23 protein-coding genes and 2 pseudogenes are annotated in these 16,837 nt (G+C 58.4%); 15 read left to right on the forward strand and 10 right to left on the reverse strand.

The window, feature by feature from the left end:
- Positions 1-117: 117 nt before the first annotated feature.
- Together ACLGL5_RS00625 and ACLGL5_RS00630 are read left to right on the forward strand one after the other, a co-directional pair.
- Positions 118-1,689, forward strand: a complete 1,572-nt coding sequence (locus ACLGL5_RS00625; protein WP_494372723.1) for a recombinase family protein — start codon at positions 118-120, stop codon at positions 1,687-1,689.
- Positions 1,690-1,769: 80 nt separating this feature from the next.
- Positions 1,770-2,534, forward strand: coding sequence for a plasmid partitioning protein RepB C-terminal domain-containing protein (locus ACLGL5_RS00630; protein WP_494372724.1), 765 nt, complete (start codon positions 1,770-1,772; stop codon positions 2,532-2,534).
- A 17-nt stretch (positions 2,535-2,551) separates the two neighbouring features.
- Here ACLGL5_RS00630 and ACLGL5_RS00635 read toward each other — a convergent pair whose 3' ends face one another.
- Complete coding sequence (locus ACLGL5_RS00635) at positions 2,552-3,013, reverse strand: hypothetical protein (RefSeq protein WP_494372725.1); 462 nt, start codon at positions 3,011-3,013, stop codon at positions 2,552-2,554.
- 234 nt (positions 3,014-3,247) lie between these two features.
- Between ACLGL5_RS00635 and ACLGL5_RS00640 the strand changes: the two genes are divergently transcribed.
- Positions 3,248-4,144, forward strand: a complete 897-nt coding sequence (locus ACLGL5_RS00640; RefSeq protein ID WP_080643894.1) for an ankyrin repeat domain-containing protein — start codon at positions 3,248-3,250, stop codon at positions 4,142-4,144.
- A 358-nt stretch (positions 4,145-4,502) separates the two neighbouring features.
- On the opposite strand, the gene ACLGL5_RS00645 is transcribed toward ACLGL5_RS00640, so the two are convergent.
- Together ACLGL5_RS00645 and ACLGL5_RS00650 are read right to left on the reverse strand one after the other, a co-directional pair.
- On the reverse strand, positions 4,503-4,886 hold the full coding sequence (locus ACLGL5_RS00645) for a hypothetical protein (RefSeq protein ID WP_019863664.1): 384 nt from the start codon (positions 4,884-4,886) through the stop codon (positions 4,503-4,505).
- Entirely contained in the window at positions 4,879-5,124 is a 246-nt protein-coding gene (locus ACLGL5_RS00650; protein WP_223217978.1) for a hypothetical protein, read from the reverse strand. Before ACLGL5_RS00650 ends, ACLGL5_RS00645 begins: the two co-directional genes overlap by 8 nt.
- A 107-nt stretch (positions 5,125-5,231) precedes the next feature.
- Between ACLGL5_RS00650 and ACLGL5_RS00655 the strand changes: the two genes are divergently transcribed.
- From ACLGL5_RS00655 to ACLGL5_RS00665, 3 genes are all read left to right on the forward strand, one after another.
- On the forward strand, positions 5,232-5,429 hold the full coding sequence (locus ACLGL5_RS00655) for a hypothetical protein (RefSeq protein WP_155249182.1): 198 nt from the start codon (positions 5,232-5,234) through the stop codon (positions 5,427-5,429).
- Positions 5,426-5,671: a hypothetical protein gene (locus tag ACLGL5_RS00660; RefSeq protein WP_199201996.1), complete on the forward strand. Its 246-nt coding sequence runs from the start codon at positions 5,426-5,428 to the stop codon at positions 5,669-5,671. Before ACLGL5_RS00655 ends, ACLGL5_RS00660 begins: the two co-directional genes overlap by 4 nt.
- 2,016 nt (positions 5,672-7,687) lie before the next feature.
- Positions 7,688-8,074, forward strand: coding sequence for a hypothetical protein (locus ACLGL5_RS00665; protein WP_494372726.1), 387 nt, complete (start codon positions 7,688-7,690; stop codon positions 8,072-8,074).
- 151 nt (positions 8,075-8,225) lie between these two features.
- On the opposite strand, the gene ACLGL5_RS00670 is transcribed toward ACLGL5_RS00665, so the two are convergent.
- Both ACLGL5_RS00670 and ACLGL5_RS00675 read right to left on the reverse strand, forming a co-directional pair.
- The gene (locus ACLGL5_RS00670) at positions 8,226-8,426 is read right to left on the reverse strand and encodes a DUF768 domain-containing protein (protein ID WP_010915370.1); all 201 of its coding nucleotides are present in this window, start codon (positions 8,424-8,426) and stop codon (positions 8,226-8,228) included.
- Positions 8,423-9,280 carry an ATP-dependent DNA ligase gene (locus ACLGL5_RS00675; protein ID WP_494372727.1) on the reverse strand — a complete coding sequence of 286 codons (858 nt, stop codon included), beginning with the start codon at positions 9,278-9,280 and terminating at the stop codon, positions 8,423-8,425. The genes ACLGL5_RS00670 and ACLGL5_RS00675 overlap by 4 nt, the downstream gene beginning before the upstream one ends.
- Positions 9,281-9,412: 132 nt before the next feature.
- Between ACLGL5_RS00675 and ACLGL5_RS00680 the strand changes: the two genes are divergently transcribed.
- The 4 genes from ACLGL5_RS00680 (at position 9,413) to ACLGL5_RS00695 (ending at position 10,698) form a co-directional block, all read left to right on the forward strand.
- On the forward strand, positions 9,413-9,613 hold the full coding sequence (locus ACLGL5_RS00680; protein ID WP_494372728.1) for a hypothetical protein: 201 nt from the start codon (positions 9,413-9,415) through the stop codon (positions 9,611-9,613).
- 52 nt (positions 9,614-9,665) lie between these two features.
- The gene (locus tag ACLGL5_RS00685; protein ID WP_019863656.1) at positions 9,666-9,965 is read left to right on the forward strand and encodes a hypothetical protein; all 300 of its coding nucleotides are present in this window, start codon (positions 9,666-9,668) and stop codon (positions 9,963-9,965) included.
- 52 nt (positions 9,966-10,017) lie between these two features.
- Positions 10,018-10,263 carry a hypothetical protein gene (locus tag ACLGL5_RS00690; protein ID WP_019863655.1) on the forward strand — a complete coding sequence of 82 codons (246 nt, stop codon included), beginning with the start codon at positions 10,018-10,020 and terminating at the stop codon, positions 10,261-10,263.
- A 198-nt stretch (positions 10,264-10,461) separates the two neighbouring features.
- The gene (locus tag ACLGL5_RS00695; RefSeq protein ID WP_019863654.1) at positions 10,462-10,698 is read left to right on the forward strand and encodes a hypothetical protein; all 237 of its coding nucleotides are present in this window, start codon (positions 10,462-10,464) and stop codon (positions 10,696-10,698) included.
- A gap of 6 nt (positions 10,699-10,704) precedes the next feature.
- On the opposite strand, the gene ACLGL5_RS00700 is transcribed toward ACLGL5_RS00695, so the two are convergent.
- Positions 10,705-10,860 (reverse strand): DUF1515 family protein, encoded by a 156-nt coding sequence (locus ACLGL5_RS00700; protein WP_223217979.1) that lies wholly within the window; start codon positions 10,858-10,860, stop codon positions 10,705-10,707.
- 197 nt (positions 10,861-11,057) lie between these two features.
- Here ACLGL5_RS00700 and ACLGL5_RS00705 point away from each other — a divergent pair, with 197 nt between their 5' ends.
- From ACLGL5_RS00705 to ACLGL5_RS00720, 4 genes are all read left to right on the forward strand, one after another.
- On the forward strand, positions 11,058-11,558 hold the full coding sequence (locus ACLGL5_RS00705) for a hypothetical protein (RefSeq protein WP_147377495.1): 501 nt from the start codon (positions 11,058-11,060) through the stop codon (positions 11,556-11,558).
- Positions 11,558-11,959, forward strand: a complete 402-nt coding sequence (locus ACLGL5_RS00710) for a hypothetical protein (RefSeq protein WP_020629179.1) — start codon at positions 11,558-11,560, stop codon at positions 11,957-11,959. Before ACLGL5_RS00705 ends, ACLGL5_RS00710 begins: the two co-directional genes overlap by 1 nt.
- 24 nt (positions 11,960-11,983) lie before the next feature.
- On the forward strand, positions 11,984-12,388 hold the full coding sequence (locus tag ACLGL5_RS00715) for a sunset domain-containing protein (RefSeq protein WP_019863650.1): 405 nt from the start codon (positions 11,984-11,986) through the stop codon (positions 12,386-12,388).
- Between the two features lie 685 nt (positions 12,389-13,073).
- Positions 13,074-13,898 carry a methyltransferase domain-containing protein gene (locus ACLGL5_RS00720; protein ID WP_019863649.1) on the forward strand — a complete coding sequence of 275 codons (825 nt, stop codon included), beginning with the start codon at positions 13,074-13,076 and terminating at the stop codon, positions 13,896-13,898.
- Between the two features lie 85 nt (positions 13,899-13,983).
- Here the strand turns inward: ACLGL5_RS00720 and ACLGL5_RS00725 are convergent.
- From ACLGL5_RS00725 to ACLGL5_RS00735, 3 genes and pseudogenes are all read right to left on the reverse strand, one after another.
- Positions 13,984-14,328 (reverse strand): annotated as a pseudogene (locus ACLGL5_RS00725) (DUF1515 family protein); the annotation flags it as partial.
- Between the two features lie 165 nt (positions 14,329-14,493).
- Entirely contained in the window at positions 14,494-14,787 is a 294-nt protein-coding gene (locus tag ACLGL5_RS00730; RefSeq protein WP_019863648.1) for a hypothetical protein, read from the reverse strand.
- Positions 14,784-15,335, reverse strand: a complete 552-nt coding sequence (locus ACLGL5_RS00735; protein ID WP_019863647.1) for a putative peptidoglycan-binding domain-containing protein — start codon at positions 15,333-15,335, stop codon at positions 14,784-14,786. The genes ACLGL5_RS00730 and ACLGL5_RS00735 overlap by 4 nt, the downstream gene beginning before the upstream one ends.
- Before the next feature lie 175 nt (positions 15,336-15,510).
- Here ACLGL5_RS00735 and ehuB point away from each other — a divergent pair, with 175 nt between their 5' ends.
- Positions 15,511-16,383 carry an ectoine/hydroxyectoine ABC transporter substrate-binding protein EhuB gene (gene ehuB, locus ACLGL5_RS00740; protein WP_064982437.1) on the forward strand — a complete coding sequence of 291 codons (873 nt, stop codon included), beginning with the start codon at positions 15,511-15,513 and terminating at the stop codon, positions 16,381-16,383.
- Between the two features lie 61 nt (positions 16,384-16,444).
- On the opposite strand, the pseudogene ACLGL5_RS00745 reads toward ehuB, so the two are convergent.
- A pseudogene (locus ACLGL5_RS00745) lies at positions 16,445-16,733 on the reverse strand (type IV secretory system conjugative DNA transfer family protein); the annotation flags it as partial.
- Positions 16,734-16,837: the final 104 nt, after the last annotated feature.

The raw sequence follows: 16,837 nt of genomic DNA on the forward strand, positions 1-16,837 counted from the left end.
GCGCACGGATATATATATATCTGGATGCGGCCGACGGCTCGCATTCGAAGCAAACTCGACATGTTTTCCTAACCAAATCGCAGGCTGTACAGGCCCCTATTATCAGGTCTGAGTACCATGGCCCGCGCGATGGACAGAGCAACCACACCCCCCGAATTTGAAAGGCGAAGGGCTCGCGCTGCTCAATACCTGCGCATGTCGACGGAGAGGCAGATCTACTCCATCGACAATCAAAGGGACGCGATCCGTAACTATGCAGAGGTCATGGGTTACGACATCGTTGCCACGTATGAAGATCCAGGCCGAAGCGGGCTCAGCATCTTGGGGCGCCCGGGCTTGAAGCGGCTGATCGAAGATATCGAAAGCCGGCGGGCCGATTTCGAAACTGTCGTGGTCTATGACGTCAGCCGATGGGGACGCTTTCAGAATACTGATGAAAGCGCCTCTTATGAATACCGATGCCAAAGAGCGGGAGTGCGGATCGAATTCTGCGCTGAGCTATTCGTCAACGATGGGAGCATTGGGTCCGATGTTCTGAAGGCCATCAAGCGCAGCATGGCTGCGGAGTACAGCCGAATGCTGTCGAATAGGGTCTTTGCCGGTCAAAGCCGAATAGTCAAACTGGGTTTCAGCGGAGGCGGCCCTGCAGGCTATGGGTTGAGGCGCCTTCTCGTCGACGGCTCTGGAAATCCCAAGGCAATCCTCCACCGTGATGAGCGAAAAGGCCTGGCCAGCGACCGCGTCGTTCTCGTCCCCGGGCCTGAAAATGAGGTGTCAACCGTCCGATGGATATTCAACCAGTTCGTGAAGAAAGGAAAAACGGCAGTCGAAATTGCGTCTGCTCTAAACGCGCGCGGCCTGGTCACCGAGTTTGGCCGGCCTTGGACCGGAGCGTGCGTAGGCACGATACTGGCCAGCGAGAAATATGTCGGCAACATTGTATGGAACCGAATATCCCACAGGCTTCTGCAAAACCGGCTGAGAAATCCGCCAAGCGCAGTTGTTCGCGCCGACAACGTCATCGAACCGCTCGTACCCCGGGCGCTGTTCGATCGTGCGCAAGCTATCAGGCGGGCGCGCACTTACCTCAGACCCGATGAAGAGTTGCTGGCCGATCTGACCAAGCTTTTGAAAGAACGGGGAAGGCTGTCGAGCCCAATCATTGATGCCGCTCCAGGCTGTCATTCAGCCAGCATTTACGCGCATCGCTTTGGAAGCATGAACGCCGCCTACCAGTTGATCGGATACGACGGGTCGGCGAACTATCGGAAACTCGACATCAGAAGGCGGCTCATTCAGATTCGGCAGCAAACAATCGAGAACTTGATGTCGGACATCGACGGGGTCGGTGGCTCAGCGCGGTACGATCCCCAAACAAAGATTATGCGTGTCAATGATGAATTCTCCGTGGCGATTTGGACTGCGCAATATCGGATGAACGTCACCGGTTTTCCACGCTGGCCGTTCTGGAAGCGGGGTCTCATCGGGCCAGAGGTAACGATTTTGATCAGGATGGAGTCCGATAATCAGACCGTTCGTGACTTCCTGATCGCACCCGCTCATGAAGCGCAGTCTGCCCTTCACATGCTCAAGGCCGACAATGGCGTGCGCCTTGATGCCTTCCTCTTCGCTTCGCTTGATCCTGTGGTTGAGATGGCGAGACGAGAACCAATGCCGGCAAATATATGAGAACTACGAAAGCCGGGCTTCGCGACTTCGTCACAAACAATCGGCATGCCATTCGGCTGACGGTAGATTCGCGGGCGCCGATGAACCCGCTGCGTGTCTCCGGTTTGTTGAAGACCTACAGGCGCCAAGTCGACAATATGCAGGAATTCATCAGGGAAGCCGACGCGGTGAAACACCAGATGGAAAGCGTCGTCGATGCCTTTCGTCATGTCCTGCGCATCGCTGCATTTCAAGGATTGCTTCAATCGAATGGCTTCGCAACGCCTCCTTCGATCTTGATGCAAAATTCGCCCGAGGCCGGGGTGAAAGCAGGTATCGGCGAAGACCGGCAGATTTCCTTGCCGCGCGTCGACGAGCCGCTTGTCGAAGGCATCTGCCTCGAAGCTCTCGACATGCTGAACGATTTCGGCGCCCCCTTGAAGATTTTCGGCTTGTTACGAGAGGTCGTGCCGGGCCGGCAGGTTGAAATTGTCCGGCTGATGCTCGCGATGAACCGCTTGGAATTTCGAGTAGCGAGGCTCTTGATCGAGCTCACCCCACGATCACAACTCACCAATCCCTTGGCTCGCAGAAAAAGATACGAGGGTATTTCCCCTGCGCAAATGGCCGCCATGGAAGCCGACATTGCCGAGGTCAGCCATGACTATCTGAGCGCTGCCAGCACCCACGGCTCAGAAATGCTAAACCTGATCGCCGCTACGAGCTATTTCGACCGACTGCTGAACAACCCCAAGCTGGTTCGATATCTAGCGCGCAATTTCGCGAGGCAACTGGAGGTGTTTCAGAACTTGCTCGACTTCCGCGAGGCTCGATACAAGAAACACCCGCCGCAGGCCGGGTCGTGAGCGGTCGGTCATCACCCTTAGTTTCGCGGCATGCTGTGTATCTCCATCCGAACCGGTCCTCCCTTTTTGCAACTCGTGCAGAAAAGAGCGCGCTCCACCGAGCTGAACAGAGCTTCCTTGCCGTAGCGCCGGATCAGACCTTCGGGCTTCACTTCGGCATGGTGCGAGCAAGTCGTGCACCACGCACACAGCGTGTGCCAGCTGCGCAACTCGCCCAGCGCGACGTCTAGTCCGGCGTGAATACTGCCGTCGATGATCGTCTGCGGCGGAACCTTCACCTCGCCGGGGGTAATGATCTTCTCCATAACGTGGCGGCTGTTGTAGTGGATCAGCAGCATGCCTGGCCGGCGCCGGATGGCGGCGTGCCAGGCCGCTTGGCTCACCACCGCGTCCGGCGTTCGACAGATGGTTTCGAGATGCGTCTTCTCCTCCCGATCCCAAACCTCGATCCGGAAATTGTCTTCGGCAGTGTCCACCATCTAGGGGCGCTCTGAGTGCGCCCCGATAGCCGAGGCACCGGGCCGTAGCAACTGCGACCTGCTCCTTGGCCGCTATATAAGGATCTGCTAAAATTCGTCTTTGTGCAGGCCACTGTTTGTCCAGGCCACTGTCTGTGCGGCAATAACCAACCTTCGGCGCTTTTCCGCGAAGGAAACCGCACGCAGGCAGCCCGCGACCTGTCGGAAGTCGAAAAACGCATCAGGGAGGAGACGATGACCAAGCGACGCGTGTGGCTGAAAGGAGCTTCGTGGATCCTTTCGCTTTTCATCATACCTGCCCAAGCAGGCAGCCTCGGAGATCTAGTCAAAAGTGGCGACCTAGTTGGGGTAACGTCTGCCTTGGACAAAGGCGCCGCTGTCAACGAAGTTGATGGTGTTACTGCGCTCTATATCGCTTGCGAAGGCGGAAATGTCGAAATAGCGAAACTTCTGATCGATCGCGGGGCGGACGTGAACCTGCCCGTCAGTTGGCAACGAACGCCTCTCTACGCCGCCAATAAGGGTGGGCACGCTGACATCGTGAAGCTGTTGCTCGATAATGGAGCCGATCCAAATCAGTTGGCGAAATCGCAGACGCCGCTTCACGTGGCTGCAGAAAATGGCTGCCTTCCGTGCGTCGTCCACCTCGTGGACGCTGGTGCAGAAGTCAACGCACTGACGTCGAACGGAAGTCCACCTATACATCTGGCCAAGCTCGCCGGTCACGACGACGTCGTGGCCTACTTACGCAGCCATGGCGCCGGACGACCGGCCATCGCGCCTATTGCGCCACGACTTGCATCGGCAAACGCTGAATCGGGCAAAGAACTTTTCGGCAAGACGTGCGGGACTTGTCATCTTGTAGCGCCCGGGATCAAGAATCCCAAGCCTAATCTGTGGGGCATCGTCGGGCGGCGGAAGGCTTCGCAAGGCGATGTTGAGTATTCGGCAAGTCTCAAGGACGCCGGCGGCGATTGGACTTTCGAGGAGCTCAATTTGTTTATCTCAAATCCCGCGCTCACCTTGCCTGGAACAGATATGCTTTTCCCGGGTCTGCAGGACGAGAAGCAGCGAGCAGACCTTATCGCGTACCTGCGGACCTTGAGTGAAACACCGTCGCCGCTTCCCTAGAAGCGATTACCAAATAGGCCCGCCACCAGCGGCAGCGGGCCAAATCTGCCAAGGCGGCAAGTTTCAGGCGTGGCTCGGCGAATCGACAGCGATGACCGCGCCCGTGCTTTCCCCGCACGCCGCGCAGCAACGCGAATAGTCCATGCCAAAACGCTCCGGCCGGCAGGGGTTTCGCTTCGTATCGGATACAATCCCGTTGAGGGCAATCCTTACCATTGCGAAGTCTGGGGATCTGATCCGAGGCCAGAGAAGTTTACCGGGTCGCAAGAAAAATCATTGTTTAAAGCCTGCGGTTGGTATGTGCCGATTGAAGGCGTGGAAATTATCCTCGGCCCGTGAAGCGTTCAGCTTTGGGAAGCTAGCTCTTTCGAGCCAAATCCGCCCCGACTACGCGGCGCGTGTAGGCGACCTCGACAGCGGCCGCTGCCTCATCCTTGGTATCGCTGCGCCCTCGAGCGCCGCCGTCGTAACACGTCCAGGACCAGGTGCCCGCCGACGGCCCATGTATCTCCTTCATGATGCGGCCAACTGAGGTATCCCCATAAGTCGCCCCAAAATCGTAGTGCAGCACCTTTCCACTGATGGCGGTCCGCCCCCATGTGAGTTGGACGCGGGCATCCCTGGCATGGACAAAATTGAAGGCCTCGGCCTTGCTGTCGAAGGTTTCGATCGCGCGGTTGTTCTCGACGACCTGCCAGCCGCGCTGGTAGGCGGATCGGACCGTGAGGCGTTCGCTATCCACGAAACCGTTCCGTGTACCAGGTGATCTTGCCGTCGACCTTCATCGGCTTGTGGATCATGAGGCGCTTTGGCAGGTGCTCTGGGTGCACCTCGAGCAGAGTGATCCTTATATCCGGCTTGCAGCGGTTGCAGTCGAACTTCAGCTTCAGCGGATCGACACCGCCGCCATAGACCATCATCAGATCGGCAGATCGGCAGTAGCGGACGTTGCCGCAGCTGCATTCCGCTTTCACAAGCATGTTATGCCGGGTCGCCTTCCCCAGCGTGTCGATCGGTTCATGCGCCATGAGAACAGAAAAGGAATATTTTCCTTGAACGTCAAGACGGCCTGTGGAATCTTTTAGCCATGAGCGAGGAACCCACCCGACAAACTGACGGCCTGCCCGTACCGCCGCTCGCACGTGTTCGGAGCGAAAATCATGTCTGCGAGTTTGACGTTTGCGGCAAGCGCGCGCCGTTCGGATTTGCAAAGCCGACAATCATCACATTGGTCTGTTTCGAACATCGCGAACACGGCGACAGCTATTTGGCGGGGGTGAGATGATCAGTCGACCAAGAGAAGCGAACGATTATCCAGACCGAGTCATCGACTGCCAGGAGGCGATGGAGCCCGGCTTCCAGGCCATCGTTGATTGCATGCTGGAGGCCGGATGGTCGCGCGGCGAAACTCTGCAGTCACTGAAGCGGCTGATCGCAGCGGACAATATGACTCAGAAAGAGAACGCGAGGACGGAAACACAGCTCGCAATCGCTCGGGCCATGATGCGCGCCGGCAGGTCATTTTAGGGTCCTAATCGGGATTCCGATGAATGGCGGTGGTGCTGGGGTGAGGCTTTAGGAAGGAGCCGGGCCACAAGCTTCCCGACGGTGAAGCAGGCATCATCGAAAAATGCGAGATGTAGGCTCGCCGAGAATAACCCCAACGAAATCTCAGCGAGCCAGCCGCCCCGGCATGAGGGACATAACAGGGCGACTAAATTGCTTTACGATTGCGCGGAGAACGACCTTGAAAGGTGGTGGCCGCGCGGCGCCCTTTACCCCAACCCCTGCCCAACGGGCGCCGGCCATTTTCAAGGGAACATCCCGTCCTCAGCGACGTTTTTGCGGATGGCTCTCGTTACCGGGTTCGCGTCAGCAGTTGTGGTTCTCTTTGTCGTGTTGCTGTTCACGCACGCAGCCCGAGACCTTCAAAGCTCGCCCATCTATCACAGGATATGTCGCCGAATGCGCCGAGCCCTTTAGCGCTTCTTCTGGTTGGGCCTCATCCTTGACGCCATCCTGAAGCATCGCTTGCTGGTGCTGTGGCCGGCTTTTCAGTCATCTTTTCCCAGGGCCTCAAGACGGCGCATCTGCCTTAACGCTTGTTCAATTCATATATATTAGACTGCGCTAATGCGATTCTCCATTCTGCTTTTTTGCGTGGGGGCCTTCTTCTGTTGGGATTTCGCCGCCAACAATGGCGAAATCACCGCTAGGCTTGGCATGCGCGTTGCCAACCTGATGCAGAAGTCAGGGATTTGAAGGTTTGGAAATCTCGCCCCCTACCCAGGAGGCCGAACCGTACCTGTCTTATTCTACTATTTTTGGCTCCAATAGAAACAGCCCGACGCGCGCCATGAAGGTCGGCGGACCTAAGCGCACGTCGGGCCATTGCGGGTGGGTATGGTCTCGGGGTTATAGGCCCGCAATGCCTAAGTTATAGGCATATTAGTGCGCGCTCAACTAAGACTGAAGTCCCCTGTCCTCACAAGCCATGAGGGAAAGGCTCTTGACGCAACCGCATACATCAGCAAGTTGTAATATAGGTGGGCGGCCGAGATCCTCGCAGGGATTTACAGCCGTTTGCCTGCCCGCCGTCGAACCCCGGCGGCGGGCTCAAGGGTTCATCAAAGCGTCACGACAGGTTCACGCATATTGCCCGAGTTCATTAGTCTTCCCCGACCGCATATGTCGTTGCAGGCTTGTCGACCATCGCTGCCCGCTTAGCGTCGAAAGCCCGCACTCCTCTGGCGGAGAGAGCGCGGGCCGATCGGATACCGATCTTCGGCAGGAGATGGAGGGCACCACCCTGCCGCTCGCATCAACTATTAGAGACAGCTAATGTTCCCGCAGCGATAATGTAACATTGTCCGCGTCGGCCGCTGTTGGGCGTTTAAGGATTTGCGTAAAATCAAAGCCGACGGAGGCGACAGAGCACATCGTTTTGCAATGTGGCAGACCATACTCAATGCCCCCTTCTTTCATAGCCTGGAACTGGCCGTTCTGGACGAAGACGGTGTGCACGCGCTCGTGTTCCCTTGCAGACGCGCCGTTGACGGCTGGAGAGACGCGATAACCGGCCATTTCGTGGATGTAGAGCCTACCCACTGGCGACTTTGGGGGGAAGAGGATGAGGAAGCCTAGTGCGATCCTTCACCGGTCACACCATAGCTGCTCGAATTCATTCTGCTATTGATCCCACGCGGTGCGGCCCTATGTCGAGCCCATTAACTTCGGTGCTTAAATATAAAATGGCAGGACTAAAGTCCTGCGCCTGGCAGACTAAGGTCGGGCGCGACTGTTTTGGTTCCTGTCTTGTCCATTGAACGTTCCATTACTTTAGTCAATAATAATATTGATCGATACGGCCTATAGCTCCTTCGACAGCCGCGCCTCGCGTACCAGGGACGCCCATCGCCTGCTGTGCTGGGCGGCCTGCCTACGTAGTGAACCGTGTCGGGTAACCTTCGGTGACGGTGTCCGAGCTCAAGGCTGACAATTAGATATAGCTAATATATCCTGCCCTCAAAAGCGAGGGGTATCATGAAACAGCCACGGGGATGGATCGCGCTGGCATGGCTTCTCTTGGCCGGCGACGCAGATGCCCACGATTGGTATACCGGCAAAAAAGACCCGGTGTTGCAGTATGATTGCTGCGGCAACAAAGATTGCCATCCGATAGACTCTCGCGCCGTGAGGGAGACCAAAGACGGCTATTACGTCCGCCTGCCCCGCCCTGGCTATCTCAATGAGCCACAAGAGCCGGAGTGGTTTATCCCCAGGGAACGCGCCCAAGCCTCCCTTGATGACCACTACCATCTCTGTGAGCGTTTAATGACGTTCTATCGAGTGATCATTCCCCATACAAAGTTCCAAGCCTACTATAGATTCAGATGGACGTGTTTCTTCGTTCCTAAGGGCACGAGTTAAACTCGAGCTGACGCCAACCAACCGTAGGTGGCCGCACCGATCCTATTTGGGCTCGGGCACGTTGTCGGCTATCCACTGATGCAGGAAGTTGATTCCGCGCTGCTCATGTGGCGATAGGTTCGCCCTGCCGCTTAGGCTCCGGCGAGGGCGGTCAGCGCAGCGCATGCACGATGAATTCGTAGATAGTGCTAATTTCCTCGTCGATCTCGTGACCGGGAATGCCTTGGGCTTCAGCCGCGCGTTTCGCATCCACAGCCATTTCAATGATCAGCAGTACGTGGTCACTGATCGGATCGTCGGATAAGTGGTCCGATATCCAATGGTAGACAAAATCGCTGCCTCGCGTGCTCATTCCTCACGGAAATCCTGCAACGAAGCGTGGCGGAGGTCTTCCTCGCCCCGCAGATGCTTCACACTGCCGATCAGCCCTGGCTTGACCCATTGCGTCGCCGGCCGCTTCATCCCCTTCGGCGGCGCTCCTGCATGCTGCTGAACGCGTTCCCAAAGGCGTTCGCGCATCTCGCGATTCAGGGTGATGAAGGCGCTCCCGACATACCGCCCAGTGCCACGCTCGGCCATCAGGGCGAAGGCGGGCTTGCCAGCCTCGCGCTCCACGCCAATCAGCTCGTATTCGTCGACCGAGTAGCATTTCGCCTTCAACCAGCTCGTCGACGGACCGCTGCGGTATTTGCTATCCTTGCGCTTCGAAACCATGCCCTCAAGCCCAGCCTGGTCGAGCAGATGGAAGATGGCCTTCGCTTCGCCCGGCAATGGCTCGCTGAACTGAATACGCCCGCCGGGCTCGATCATGCTGGCCAGGATCTCGCGGCGCTCCTCCAGCGCCATTTCGCGAAGGTCGTGGCCGTTGAGGTGCAGAAGGTCGAAGGCCACGAAATACAGGTCGTGTTGCCGCCTGGTGCTCGCCTTTCGCAGCTCGCCGAAGTCGGAAAGGCCGGCCTCGTTCAAAACGATGATCTCACCGTCAACGATCGCATTGTCGGCGCCGATGTTCGCCGCCTCTTTCACCAGGTCGCGATATTTGGCCGTCCAGTCGTGACCGTTACGCGTGTAGATCCTGGTGCCGTCCTCATCGATGATCAGTTGCGAGCGGTAGCCGTCGAACTTCACCTCGTGAATCCAGCCGTCGCCTTCTGGAGGCTGCTCGACAAGGGCCGGCATCAAGGGCGAGACGAACTTCAAACGCATGCACGGAACTCACACAAGCCGGCAGCTAAATAAGCTTTTGCTAAAATAGTTCCGGAACTTTGGCGGGCAATCGAGCCGTGAGGAACCTCTACTGGTCGATGAAGTTGGGGTTAGAACACGGCGGTGAAGTCCATGACCACCAAGTACCATATCGACGAAATGCAGGGCGATGAGTTGCTGGCCCTACACGTCGCCCACGGAACCAGTGCATTGGAGGCCATGAACAAGGTCACGGCAGGGCCGTTCGTGATCCGAACCGTGCAGGCTCATTGGTTCCGCGTGGTGGATCAGGGCCGGAGGGAAGTTTTCAAGTTCGCGGTAGAACGATATTAATTTAGCTTCCGCTAATCCTTGACGCCGTCGTGTGCCGCGCCAGAATCAGTGCATGGCAATAAAGGTCGGCGACGAAGTAGCGATAATGGCGACGGTGCTGAAGCGCGTCACGGAAGACCGCGTCAGCGTCTCGATCCCGAGCTACAATTTCCCCCATTCGATAATCGATCCGGCCACCAAGCTGGTGAAGGGTCAGCAGATCGAGCTAACCGGCCACGTTACGCGGATTGACGGTGACAAGGTCACGGTCACGTTGGGGACGATGGTTACGGTCGATCTGGACAAGCTGCGTCTGATCCAGAGCTACGTCCCGCCCAAGCGGAAAAAAGCGCTGATCGATGAACCGGGTTGACGCGCTATGACCAAGCTTTCAGACCTTGGCCCGCCTATTCACGGCAAGCGACATGGCGCCGGGCCAGCACGAGAAGAAGACCATTTCTATTCCTGTCCCTACTGCGGACAGTTGGTCGATCAGCGCGATCTACGCCAGGTCCTCTACCATGAAGAACCTGGGCATAAACCGCTGGATCCCGAAGACGGCGCGACAATCATTATGTTCCCGGGCGTCCGAAGATAGCGCCCTGGTGGGGGCCGGAAAACAGATCGGCCATAAGCCCCAAACCGGCGGCAACCAAAAACCAGAACCATGAAGGCGACGAGCAGTGGCACGCACGCATTTGCGTACCGCTGTGAGGCTAAGGTCCGGCGAGCCCCCCGACTGAAGTCCTGCCCCCGCAACCGAAGCATTGCAATCACGTTACGACCGCACCCCGAGCACCTCGCTCGTGGAGGGGGCCGGATCAGACTTAGAGGTGACGTCTTGAGAATTCTTAGAAGCGAGGCAGACGGTGACCGTTGTCGAGAGCCCGCCAGTCCACGACGTCGCAAATCAAGCAGCCAATGATAACAATACCCCTGCTCCCGATATCTCGTCAGCGCTCGACCTCATCCTTTCAACGGAGGACGACAACATTGAGGACCGTGTCAGACGAACGGAGAGACTTGGCATCGTCGTCGTCGTTATCATGGCAATCGGCCTTGCCTTCGCGCCGGCTCTGTTTGTTGCATTAACCCTCGGAATATAGCGCAGACTAGAACCGAAGGATTACTATTCCCCCGCCGCGCAGCAAGCGCCAGATATCGCCCCAATAGGCCGTAGCGAGCGACGCCAGAGTCGCCGCCGCCATACAGGTGACACCGAGGGCGCCAAGCCCCATCAGCTTCCACCGTGTCACCTCAGCGGCCACTTACTCGATGCTCGTCATATCGGCGGAGGACGCGACGGCCTTCAAACGCGCCGCGAATAACCCCGTATGTCCTTTGATTTTGCAAAGCACATAGATTTCTGGTCAATTCCGCTGAAATTTACCAGAACAACGGTCATCCCTTGCGCAAATAATAACTTTAGGAGATGCTGATCTTAAGCCTTGGGAGGGCTGGGGATATGAACAGAAATATGTTGATGGCACTAGTTGCCATTGCGCCGCTGTGCGGATGCCAAACAAGCAATCAAGCCGACTACATGCAAATAGGTTATGGGCCTAGTTTCGACGTCGCCCATGCTCAGTGCGAAATGCAAAAAGGGTCGGTAGACCAAGGCTATATTGCTATCGGATCGCCCGGCTTCGTTGCTGGGGCCGGAATTGGCAATGCACTTGGTAACCTGGCCGCCGAAGATCAATATATGAAGAACTGCCTCATCCTAAGTGGATGGAAGCGCGCGCCGCACGGACAAGGCGCCGCGGCTGCGTCAGCCGTGGCAGCTGGTACGCCGCCGACACCCTACGGGATTCAGCGCGCACCGGGCAGTTGGATCAACACGGCGCTGCTTGACTGGTCGGACGCGAACAACAAATGCGTCGCTGGCGATAAGGCCGCATGTGGCACCCGGGCGAAGCTCGGCGCGCGGCTTAGAGCCGCTGGCGTCAACCCGGCGCCGGTCTGATGGTTCGAGTGGCCCGTCTGGAAGTGGTGCTTTATCTAGGCGCCATGCTCACGGTCGCCGGGTGCGGCGCGGACTACCTTAACCACTACGACTCCGTGACGCTCGCCGCCGGCGACGCCAACCGCGCCAACAGACTCGCCCAGACGGTCGACCCGTTCAATCCGAACAGCCAAAACACGCACATTGAGAGCGATGGGCAGCGGATCGCCGGCGTCGTTCAACGATATCGGGGGACGATGTTGGGGCCTGCACCGCAAGCCGGCATCGTGGTGAATGTCGGTTCAGGCGAACAACATCCTTGCGACCTTCAAACACAAACGGACAGCGCGGGCAAGCTTTGCGGCGGCCGAGCTGCCGAGGCCAAGCCAGGCGGTCGTACGGGACACGAGACGGGCTACTAACGGGGCCGAGAGAGACAGACGTACGTGGGCAAAGTCCAGCGTCATGAAGGTGCCGATCAGACTGACAGTTGGCGCAAGAACGCCAGGAAACGGCGCAGACGCGGGTTTTGGCGACCCCAATACCTGTTCGCACTGGTGATGGTTCCTCTTGCGGCTGTTCTCACGGCAAGCCCGAGCAGCCTCGAGACTGTCGCGAAGCTCATTCCGGCCGAATGGCTTGGCAGCATAGACGTTCCCGATCCGTCATCTCTGCTCGCCGGCGGCTGCAACATCAAAGGAAATATCTCGATCAATACCGGGCAGCGCATTTACCACGTGCCCGGCCAAGAACATTACTGGGAAACGCGGATCAGCCCCCAATATGGCGAGCGGTGGTTTTGCAGCGAGGCAGAGGCGCGCGGTGCCGGCTGGCGCAAGGCGCGTCGGTAGAATGCTGAGTATCGCGCTGGGGCGCTAGTTGGTTCCAGACAGTTGGTGCACAACAGCGGCGCCGGCAGAACTGCGAGCCATGGCTTCCTGGTCATCTGGTCGACCGATGCCCCAGCCGATCACTGCTAGCAACAACCCGCCCAGCAGCATGCCAAGCACAGGCCTCCCAGTTGCTGCTCGCGCTCTGATGTTGGTCATGATGCCTCACACTCAGGGTAGTGGCCCGCGACATCTTGGAGATGCGCGGGCCGACCAAGATTTGGGTCTTTGGTCAGCGGCCGCCGCTGAAGAGGCTCCCGCCTCTAGTCAAACAACCAATAAAGACCGATGTTCCACCCCAATACGAAAAAGCCCGCCACCTTTCGGCAGCGGGCAACTTAACACGGAGTTGTAAGGTGGGCCCGCCTCAATGGGGGAAGAAGCGGGCCCGGCCAAGAGCGAATTCCCCTGGCCGCAGCGGAGGGGATTGCTGCACGCCAAGAACCAGCCGACGAATATCAGGTTCCGCTTATATGCAAAAAAGACCTGCCCTCCGTCAGGTAGAGCAACGGGTAAGGGATCAACCAGCGCTGAGAAAAACTGTCGTCGGACGGGTTGTTTCGATCATAACTTTGTGGGGTCAGCCAAGGCTACTTGCATTAACAACGCTTCGCTGAAACGTCTATTTGGAATTGAGGGGCGCTAAATGGCTGTTGATGGCCAATCTCAAAGTTATCCGTTAGGCGGCACACAGACTGAGCGGGATCGATTGCTTGCCCAAGCCAAACAATATGAGGCCTCGGCCAATTGGCTCCTGGATCAGATCACAATTCAGCCTGGCTGGACAGCCGTCGACATTGGCTGCGGCCCTATCGGAATTCTCGATTTGTTGTCACAACGCGTTGGTCCCCACGGATCGGTCGTTGGTCTCGAACGCGAGCAGCGCTTCGTGGAAATGGCGCGCGGCGAGATCGCAAGGCGCGGGCTGAGCAACGTAACGATTGTCCACGCCGATGCTCTCAATACTGGGTTGGAGAAGTCCGCATTCGACTTCGCCCACGAGCGCCTGGTGATGATCAATGTATCGGCCCGTGAGCAGTTGTTATCTGAGATGCTGTCGCTGCTTCGCCCAGGCGGAACGATAGCCGTCGAAGATGTGGACAATGTCTCATGGCTTTGTCAGCCAGCTCACGCGTCTTGGGATGTCTTGCTAAACGCGTTTCATGCAGCCTTTCACGCGGGCGGCGGCGATGGCTTTATTGGTAGACGACTTCCTGGGTTGCTGCGTGCAGCCAACGTCCAAAATATCCGGTCAAGGGTAACAGTCGAAACGCCTCCAGTGGGAGATTACCGCCGCACCCACCTTATTGCACTCATTGAGTCAGTTCGAGAGAAGATACTCGACAAAGGATTGTTGGCGGAGACCGAATTGAATGAACACAAAGAGGCGTTGGTCCACCATCTGAACGATCCTGCCACGACGGTGATCGACAAACTCCTCGTCCAATGCTGGGGACAAAAATCGGGCTAAAATGGTCCGCCATAGCGAGAGGCCTGGTGAAGCCCCGCAGCACACGCCAGATATTTGACCAATACGCCGTGATCAAGGATGCCAGCGCCGCCGCTGCCATGCCCGTGACGCCGAGCGCGCCAAGCCCCATGAGCTTCCAGCGTGTCACTTCAGCGGTGACGTCCTTGACGCTGGTCATGTCGGCGTTGAGTTTACTGACAGCACTTTCGGTAGCGGTCACACGCTCAACCAGTTCGTCGGTCTTCTGATACATTTTCGCACGACTGGAGGCGGCGCGCTGTTCCGATTGCTTGTAGCTCAGCGCGGCTCGCGCATCGCTGTCCTTAATGTCGCGCCGGATTTCGGTGATGTCCCGATGCATATCCTGCGTGGCTTGCAGCAGCCCGCCGATCATCATCTCAAGGCTCTTCGTTCCCGACGTCGGCATCATTCCCTGCCCTGCTATGATTTAAGTTCGGCGCGGCGCGCGGCGCTGGCCTTGGTGTGCAGATCGCATTCTGCGCGGGTGTAGAGCTTCACCGCGCAACCTGGCGCTACGGTGCGGTCGATCTTGTTCTGATCGGCAACCGTCTTGCCTTGTGCACCGGGAAGGCTGCTACCGAGGGCCGAGCGTAGCGGCGGTACACCGCTGACGTCCGAAGTCGTACACGCCGCCAGCGTCAATGCACTCATCAAGAGACATGCGAGCGTCGATGCCCTTGCGTATCGCATCCTGATTTCCCTTCTCGATTTTGGCGCGAACCTCATCAGCGCCTTTGTCCTTGATGAACTCGTAGCCGGCGAACACGGCGCCCGAGATGGCAACCGCAATCGCCGTCCACGCGATGATGACAGCGACTGGCCGGGGCACGCCGACGACGCCGGCGACAAAGGGGATGAGCCAGGTCACGCCGGCGCCGTTCCAAGCGCCGCGGCGAGACGCTTGGCCTTGCGATTGGCGTACCAGCGATAGCCGAGCCCGCCGATCGCCAGCACCGCGCTTGCGAGTGCCACGACCACGACCACCTTGCCGATCCACTCGCTGGTGTAGGACAGCGGCGACAGCTGGTTCTGCAGATCATAGAGGTAACCAGACAGACCGAGGCCACCGGTGCCGGCGCCAGTTGCCAAGTCCGCCGGCGCGGTCGACGGTGCGGCGTTGGCATCATCGACAAAGGCTTTCGCTTGGCCGCCGTCGACGAAGTTAGCCGCCTGTGGCACCTGACCGGTTGCCCATGCCTGGCCGATTGCTCGGACTTCAGCAACGCGAGCCGTCCAGCCCCGGCCGAAGGTTCCGAACGTGCTGAGGTGCTTCAGGAAGGCCATGCGGGCGCTACAAATGCGGTCGATCAGCGCGTCGTTGTTCTTGTCCGCCTTCAGCGCCGCAAGCGTGCCCATGCCGAGGACGCCGTCAATGCGGCCGGTATAGGCAGGCCGCAACGCCTGCTGAAGCCACATGATCGAGCGACCGGGACCGGAATTCACCGCGCCGTCAAGAACTACTTTTCGTAATGTTACACCTATCTGTACATAATTTGTACATATATATTGACGAGGATGTACATCCAACCGTAGCGTTGAGCGGCTGAGGCGGGACGCCTTCGCGCAACTCAAACTCATGGGAGGACCCCCGATGAAATTTCGAGCCCGATCGGCTGCGATTGGCCTGGCCTGCATCGCCTATGCCGCGCTTGTTGGATCTGTGCTGCCGGCAACGGCAGAGACCACGAAAGAACGCGTCTTGAAGGAAGGGCGCATCGTCATCGGCGTCCACAACCGCTCGCCATGGGGCTACAAGAAGGAGGGAACCGGCGAACTGCTCGGCTGGCATCCGGATCTTCTCAGGGCTGCCTTTGCCGATCTCGGCGTCAAGCAGGTCGACTTCGAGGTCACCGAGTTCGGCGCCTTGATCCCGGGCCTGATGGCCGGGCGTTTCGATGCCGTTGCATCCGGACTGTCGATAACGCCGGAGCGATGCCAGCAGGTGGCCTTCGGCGCTCCCGACCTGAGGTCGGACGACGCGGCGATCGTGCTCGCCGGCAACCCCAAGGCGATCCATAGCTATGCCGATCTTGCCAAGAAATCCGACGCGATCATGGGTGGCGGCCGCGGCAGCAATGTCATCAAGAACGCCATCACCGAGGGCGTGCCGGAAGACCGCATCCTGCAGTTCCCCGACATCGAGACCAACATCGCGGCACTGCGCGCCGGCCGCATCGACGCGGCTCTGTTCTCCTCCCCGACGGTGATCGGGCTGCTTGCCGGCAATAAGAGCCCCGATCTGGAGCGCGCCAGCCCGTTTACGACGGACGAGAAGTCGATCAGCTACATCGCGATCGCGTTCAGGAAGGACGATGGCGATCTGCGCGACCTCTACAATCAGGGTCTGGCGAAGGTCATGTCGAATGGCATGATCGCCACCATTATGGCGAAGTACGGATTTGGCCCGACGGAGAACGTGCCGCCAGGATTGACAACGTCGCAATTGTGCGGAGCCGCCAACTGAACGCCATCAGCAACAGAACCCAGCTGGCATCAACAGCGCGGGCGGCGCTGCGCTAGCGCGGGCGGCCCGCGCTGGCGATGACCGGGTGCGGACCGCCCTCTCCCAGATGCGGCGTCGTCATCATGGCCGCCTTGGTCAATTCGATCGGGCGCTTCGGATCGGACAGGAATGCCGCGACGCCGCCAGGGTCTTGTCCGGTCCGGCATTGAGCACGCGCAGGATCGCACCGACCAGCAGCGCGTGGCTCGTGTTTTCCCAATGGTTGCGCCTTTCGAGCTACCCTTCGGGATCGACCAGGATGTCGGCGATGTTTGTACGTCGCGGACCTCCCATTCCCCACACCCGAGCTCGGGAAAGTAAGTCGAGGCGTAGCCGCTCGGGCAGACGCTCGTGTTGCCAGCTGACAAGTTGTCATCATACGCGATCGCGTATATCTTCACCATATACGCGACCG

Source organism: Mesorhizobium sp. U510 (assembly GCF_059180695.1).

Coding starts and splice junctions, on each gene's coding strand:
- ACLGL5_RS00665 (WP_494372726.1), top strand. CDS start 7,688: ATGAAACAGCCACGGGGATGGATCGCGCTGGCATGGCTTCTCTTGGCC.
- ehuB (WP_064982437.1), top strand. CDS start 15,511: ATGAAATTTCGAGCCCGATCGGCTGCGATTGGCCTGGCCTGCATCGCC.
- ACLGL5_RS00675 (WP_494372727.1), bottom strand. CDS start 9,280: ATGCGTTTGAAGTTCGTCTCGCCCTTGATGCCGGCCCTTGTCGAGCAG.
- ACLGL5_RS00660 (WP_199201996.1), top strand. CDS start 5,426: ATGATCAGTCGACCAAGAGAAGCGAACGATTATCCAGACCGAGTCATC.
- ACLGL5_RS00650 (WP_223217978.1), bottom strand. CDS start 5,124: ATGCTTGTGAAAGCGGAATGCAGCTGCGGCAACGTCCGCTACTGCCGA.
- ACLGL5_RS00690 (WP_019863655.1), top strand. CDS start 10,018: ATGGCGCCGGGCCAGCACGAGAAGAAGACCATTTCTATTCCTGTCCCT.
- ACLGL5_RS00685 (WP_019863656.1), top strand. CDS start 9,666: ATGGCAATAAAGGTCGGCGACGAAGTAGCGATAATGGCGACGGTGCTG.
- ACLGL5_RS00710 (WP_020629179.1), top strand. CDS start 11,558: ATGGTTCGAGTGGCCCGTCTGGAAGTGGTGCTTTATCTAGGCGCCATG.
- ACLGL5_RS00655 (WP_155249182.1), top strand. CDS start 5,232: ATGAGCGAGGAACCCACCCGACAAACTGACGGCCTGCCCGTACCGCCG.
- ACLGL5_RS00705 (WP_147377495.1), top strand. CDS start 11,058: ATGAACAGAAATATGTTGATGGCACTAGTTGCCATTGCGCCGCTGTGC.
- ACLGL5_RS00670 (WP_010915370.1), bottom strand. CDS start 8,426: ATGAGCACGCGAGGCAGCGATTTTGTCTACCATTGGATATCGGACCAC.
- ACLGL5_RS00635 (WP_494372725.1), bottom strand. CDS start 3,013: ATGGTGGACACTGCCGAAGACAATTTCCGGATCGAGGTTTGGGATCGG.
- ACLGL5_RS00680 (WP_494372728.1), top strand. CDS start 9,413: ATGACCACCAAGTACCATATCGACGAAATGCAGGGCGATGAGTTGCTG.
- ACLGL5_RS00720 (WP_019863649.1), top strand. CDS start 13,074: ATGGCTGTTGATGGCCAATCTCAAAGTTATCCGTTAGGCGGCACACAG.
- ACLGL5_RS00625 (WP_494372723.1), top strand. CDS start 118: ATGGCCCGCGCGATGGACAGAGCAACCACACCCCCCGAATTTGAAAGG.
- ACLGL5_RS00735 (WP_019863647.1), bottom strand. CDS start 15,335: ATGTGGCTTCAGCAGGCGTTGCGGCCTGCCTATACCGGCCGCATTGAC.
- ACLGL5_RS00630 (WP_494372724.1), top strand. CDS start 1,770: ATGAACCCGCTGCGTGTCTCCGGTTTGTTGAAGACCTACAGGCGCCAA.
- ACLGL5_RS00640 (WP_080643894.1), top strand. CDS start 3,248: ATGACCAAGCGACGCGTGTGGCTGAAAGGAGCTTCGTGGATCCTTTCG.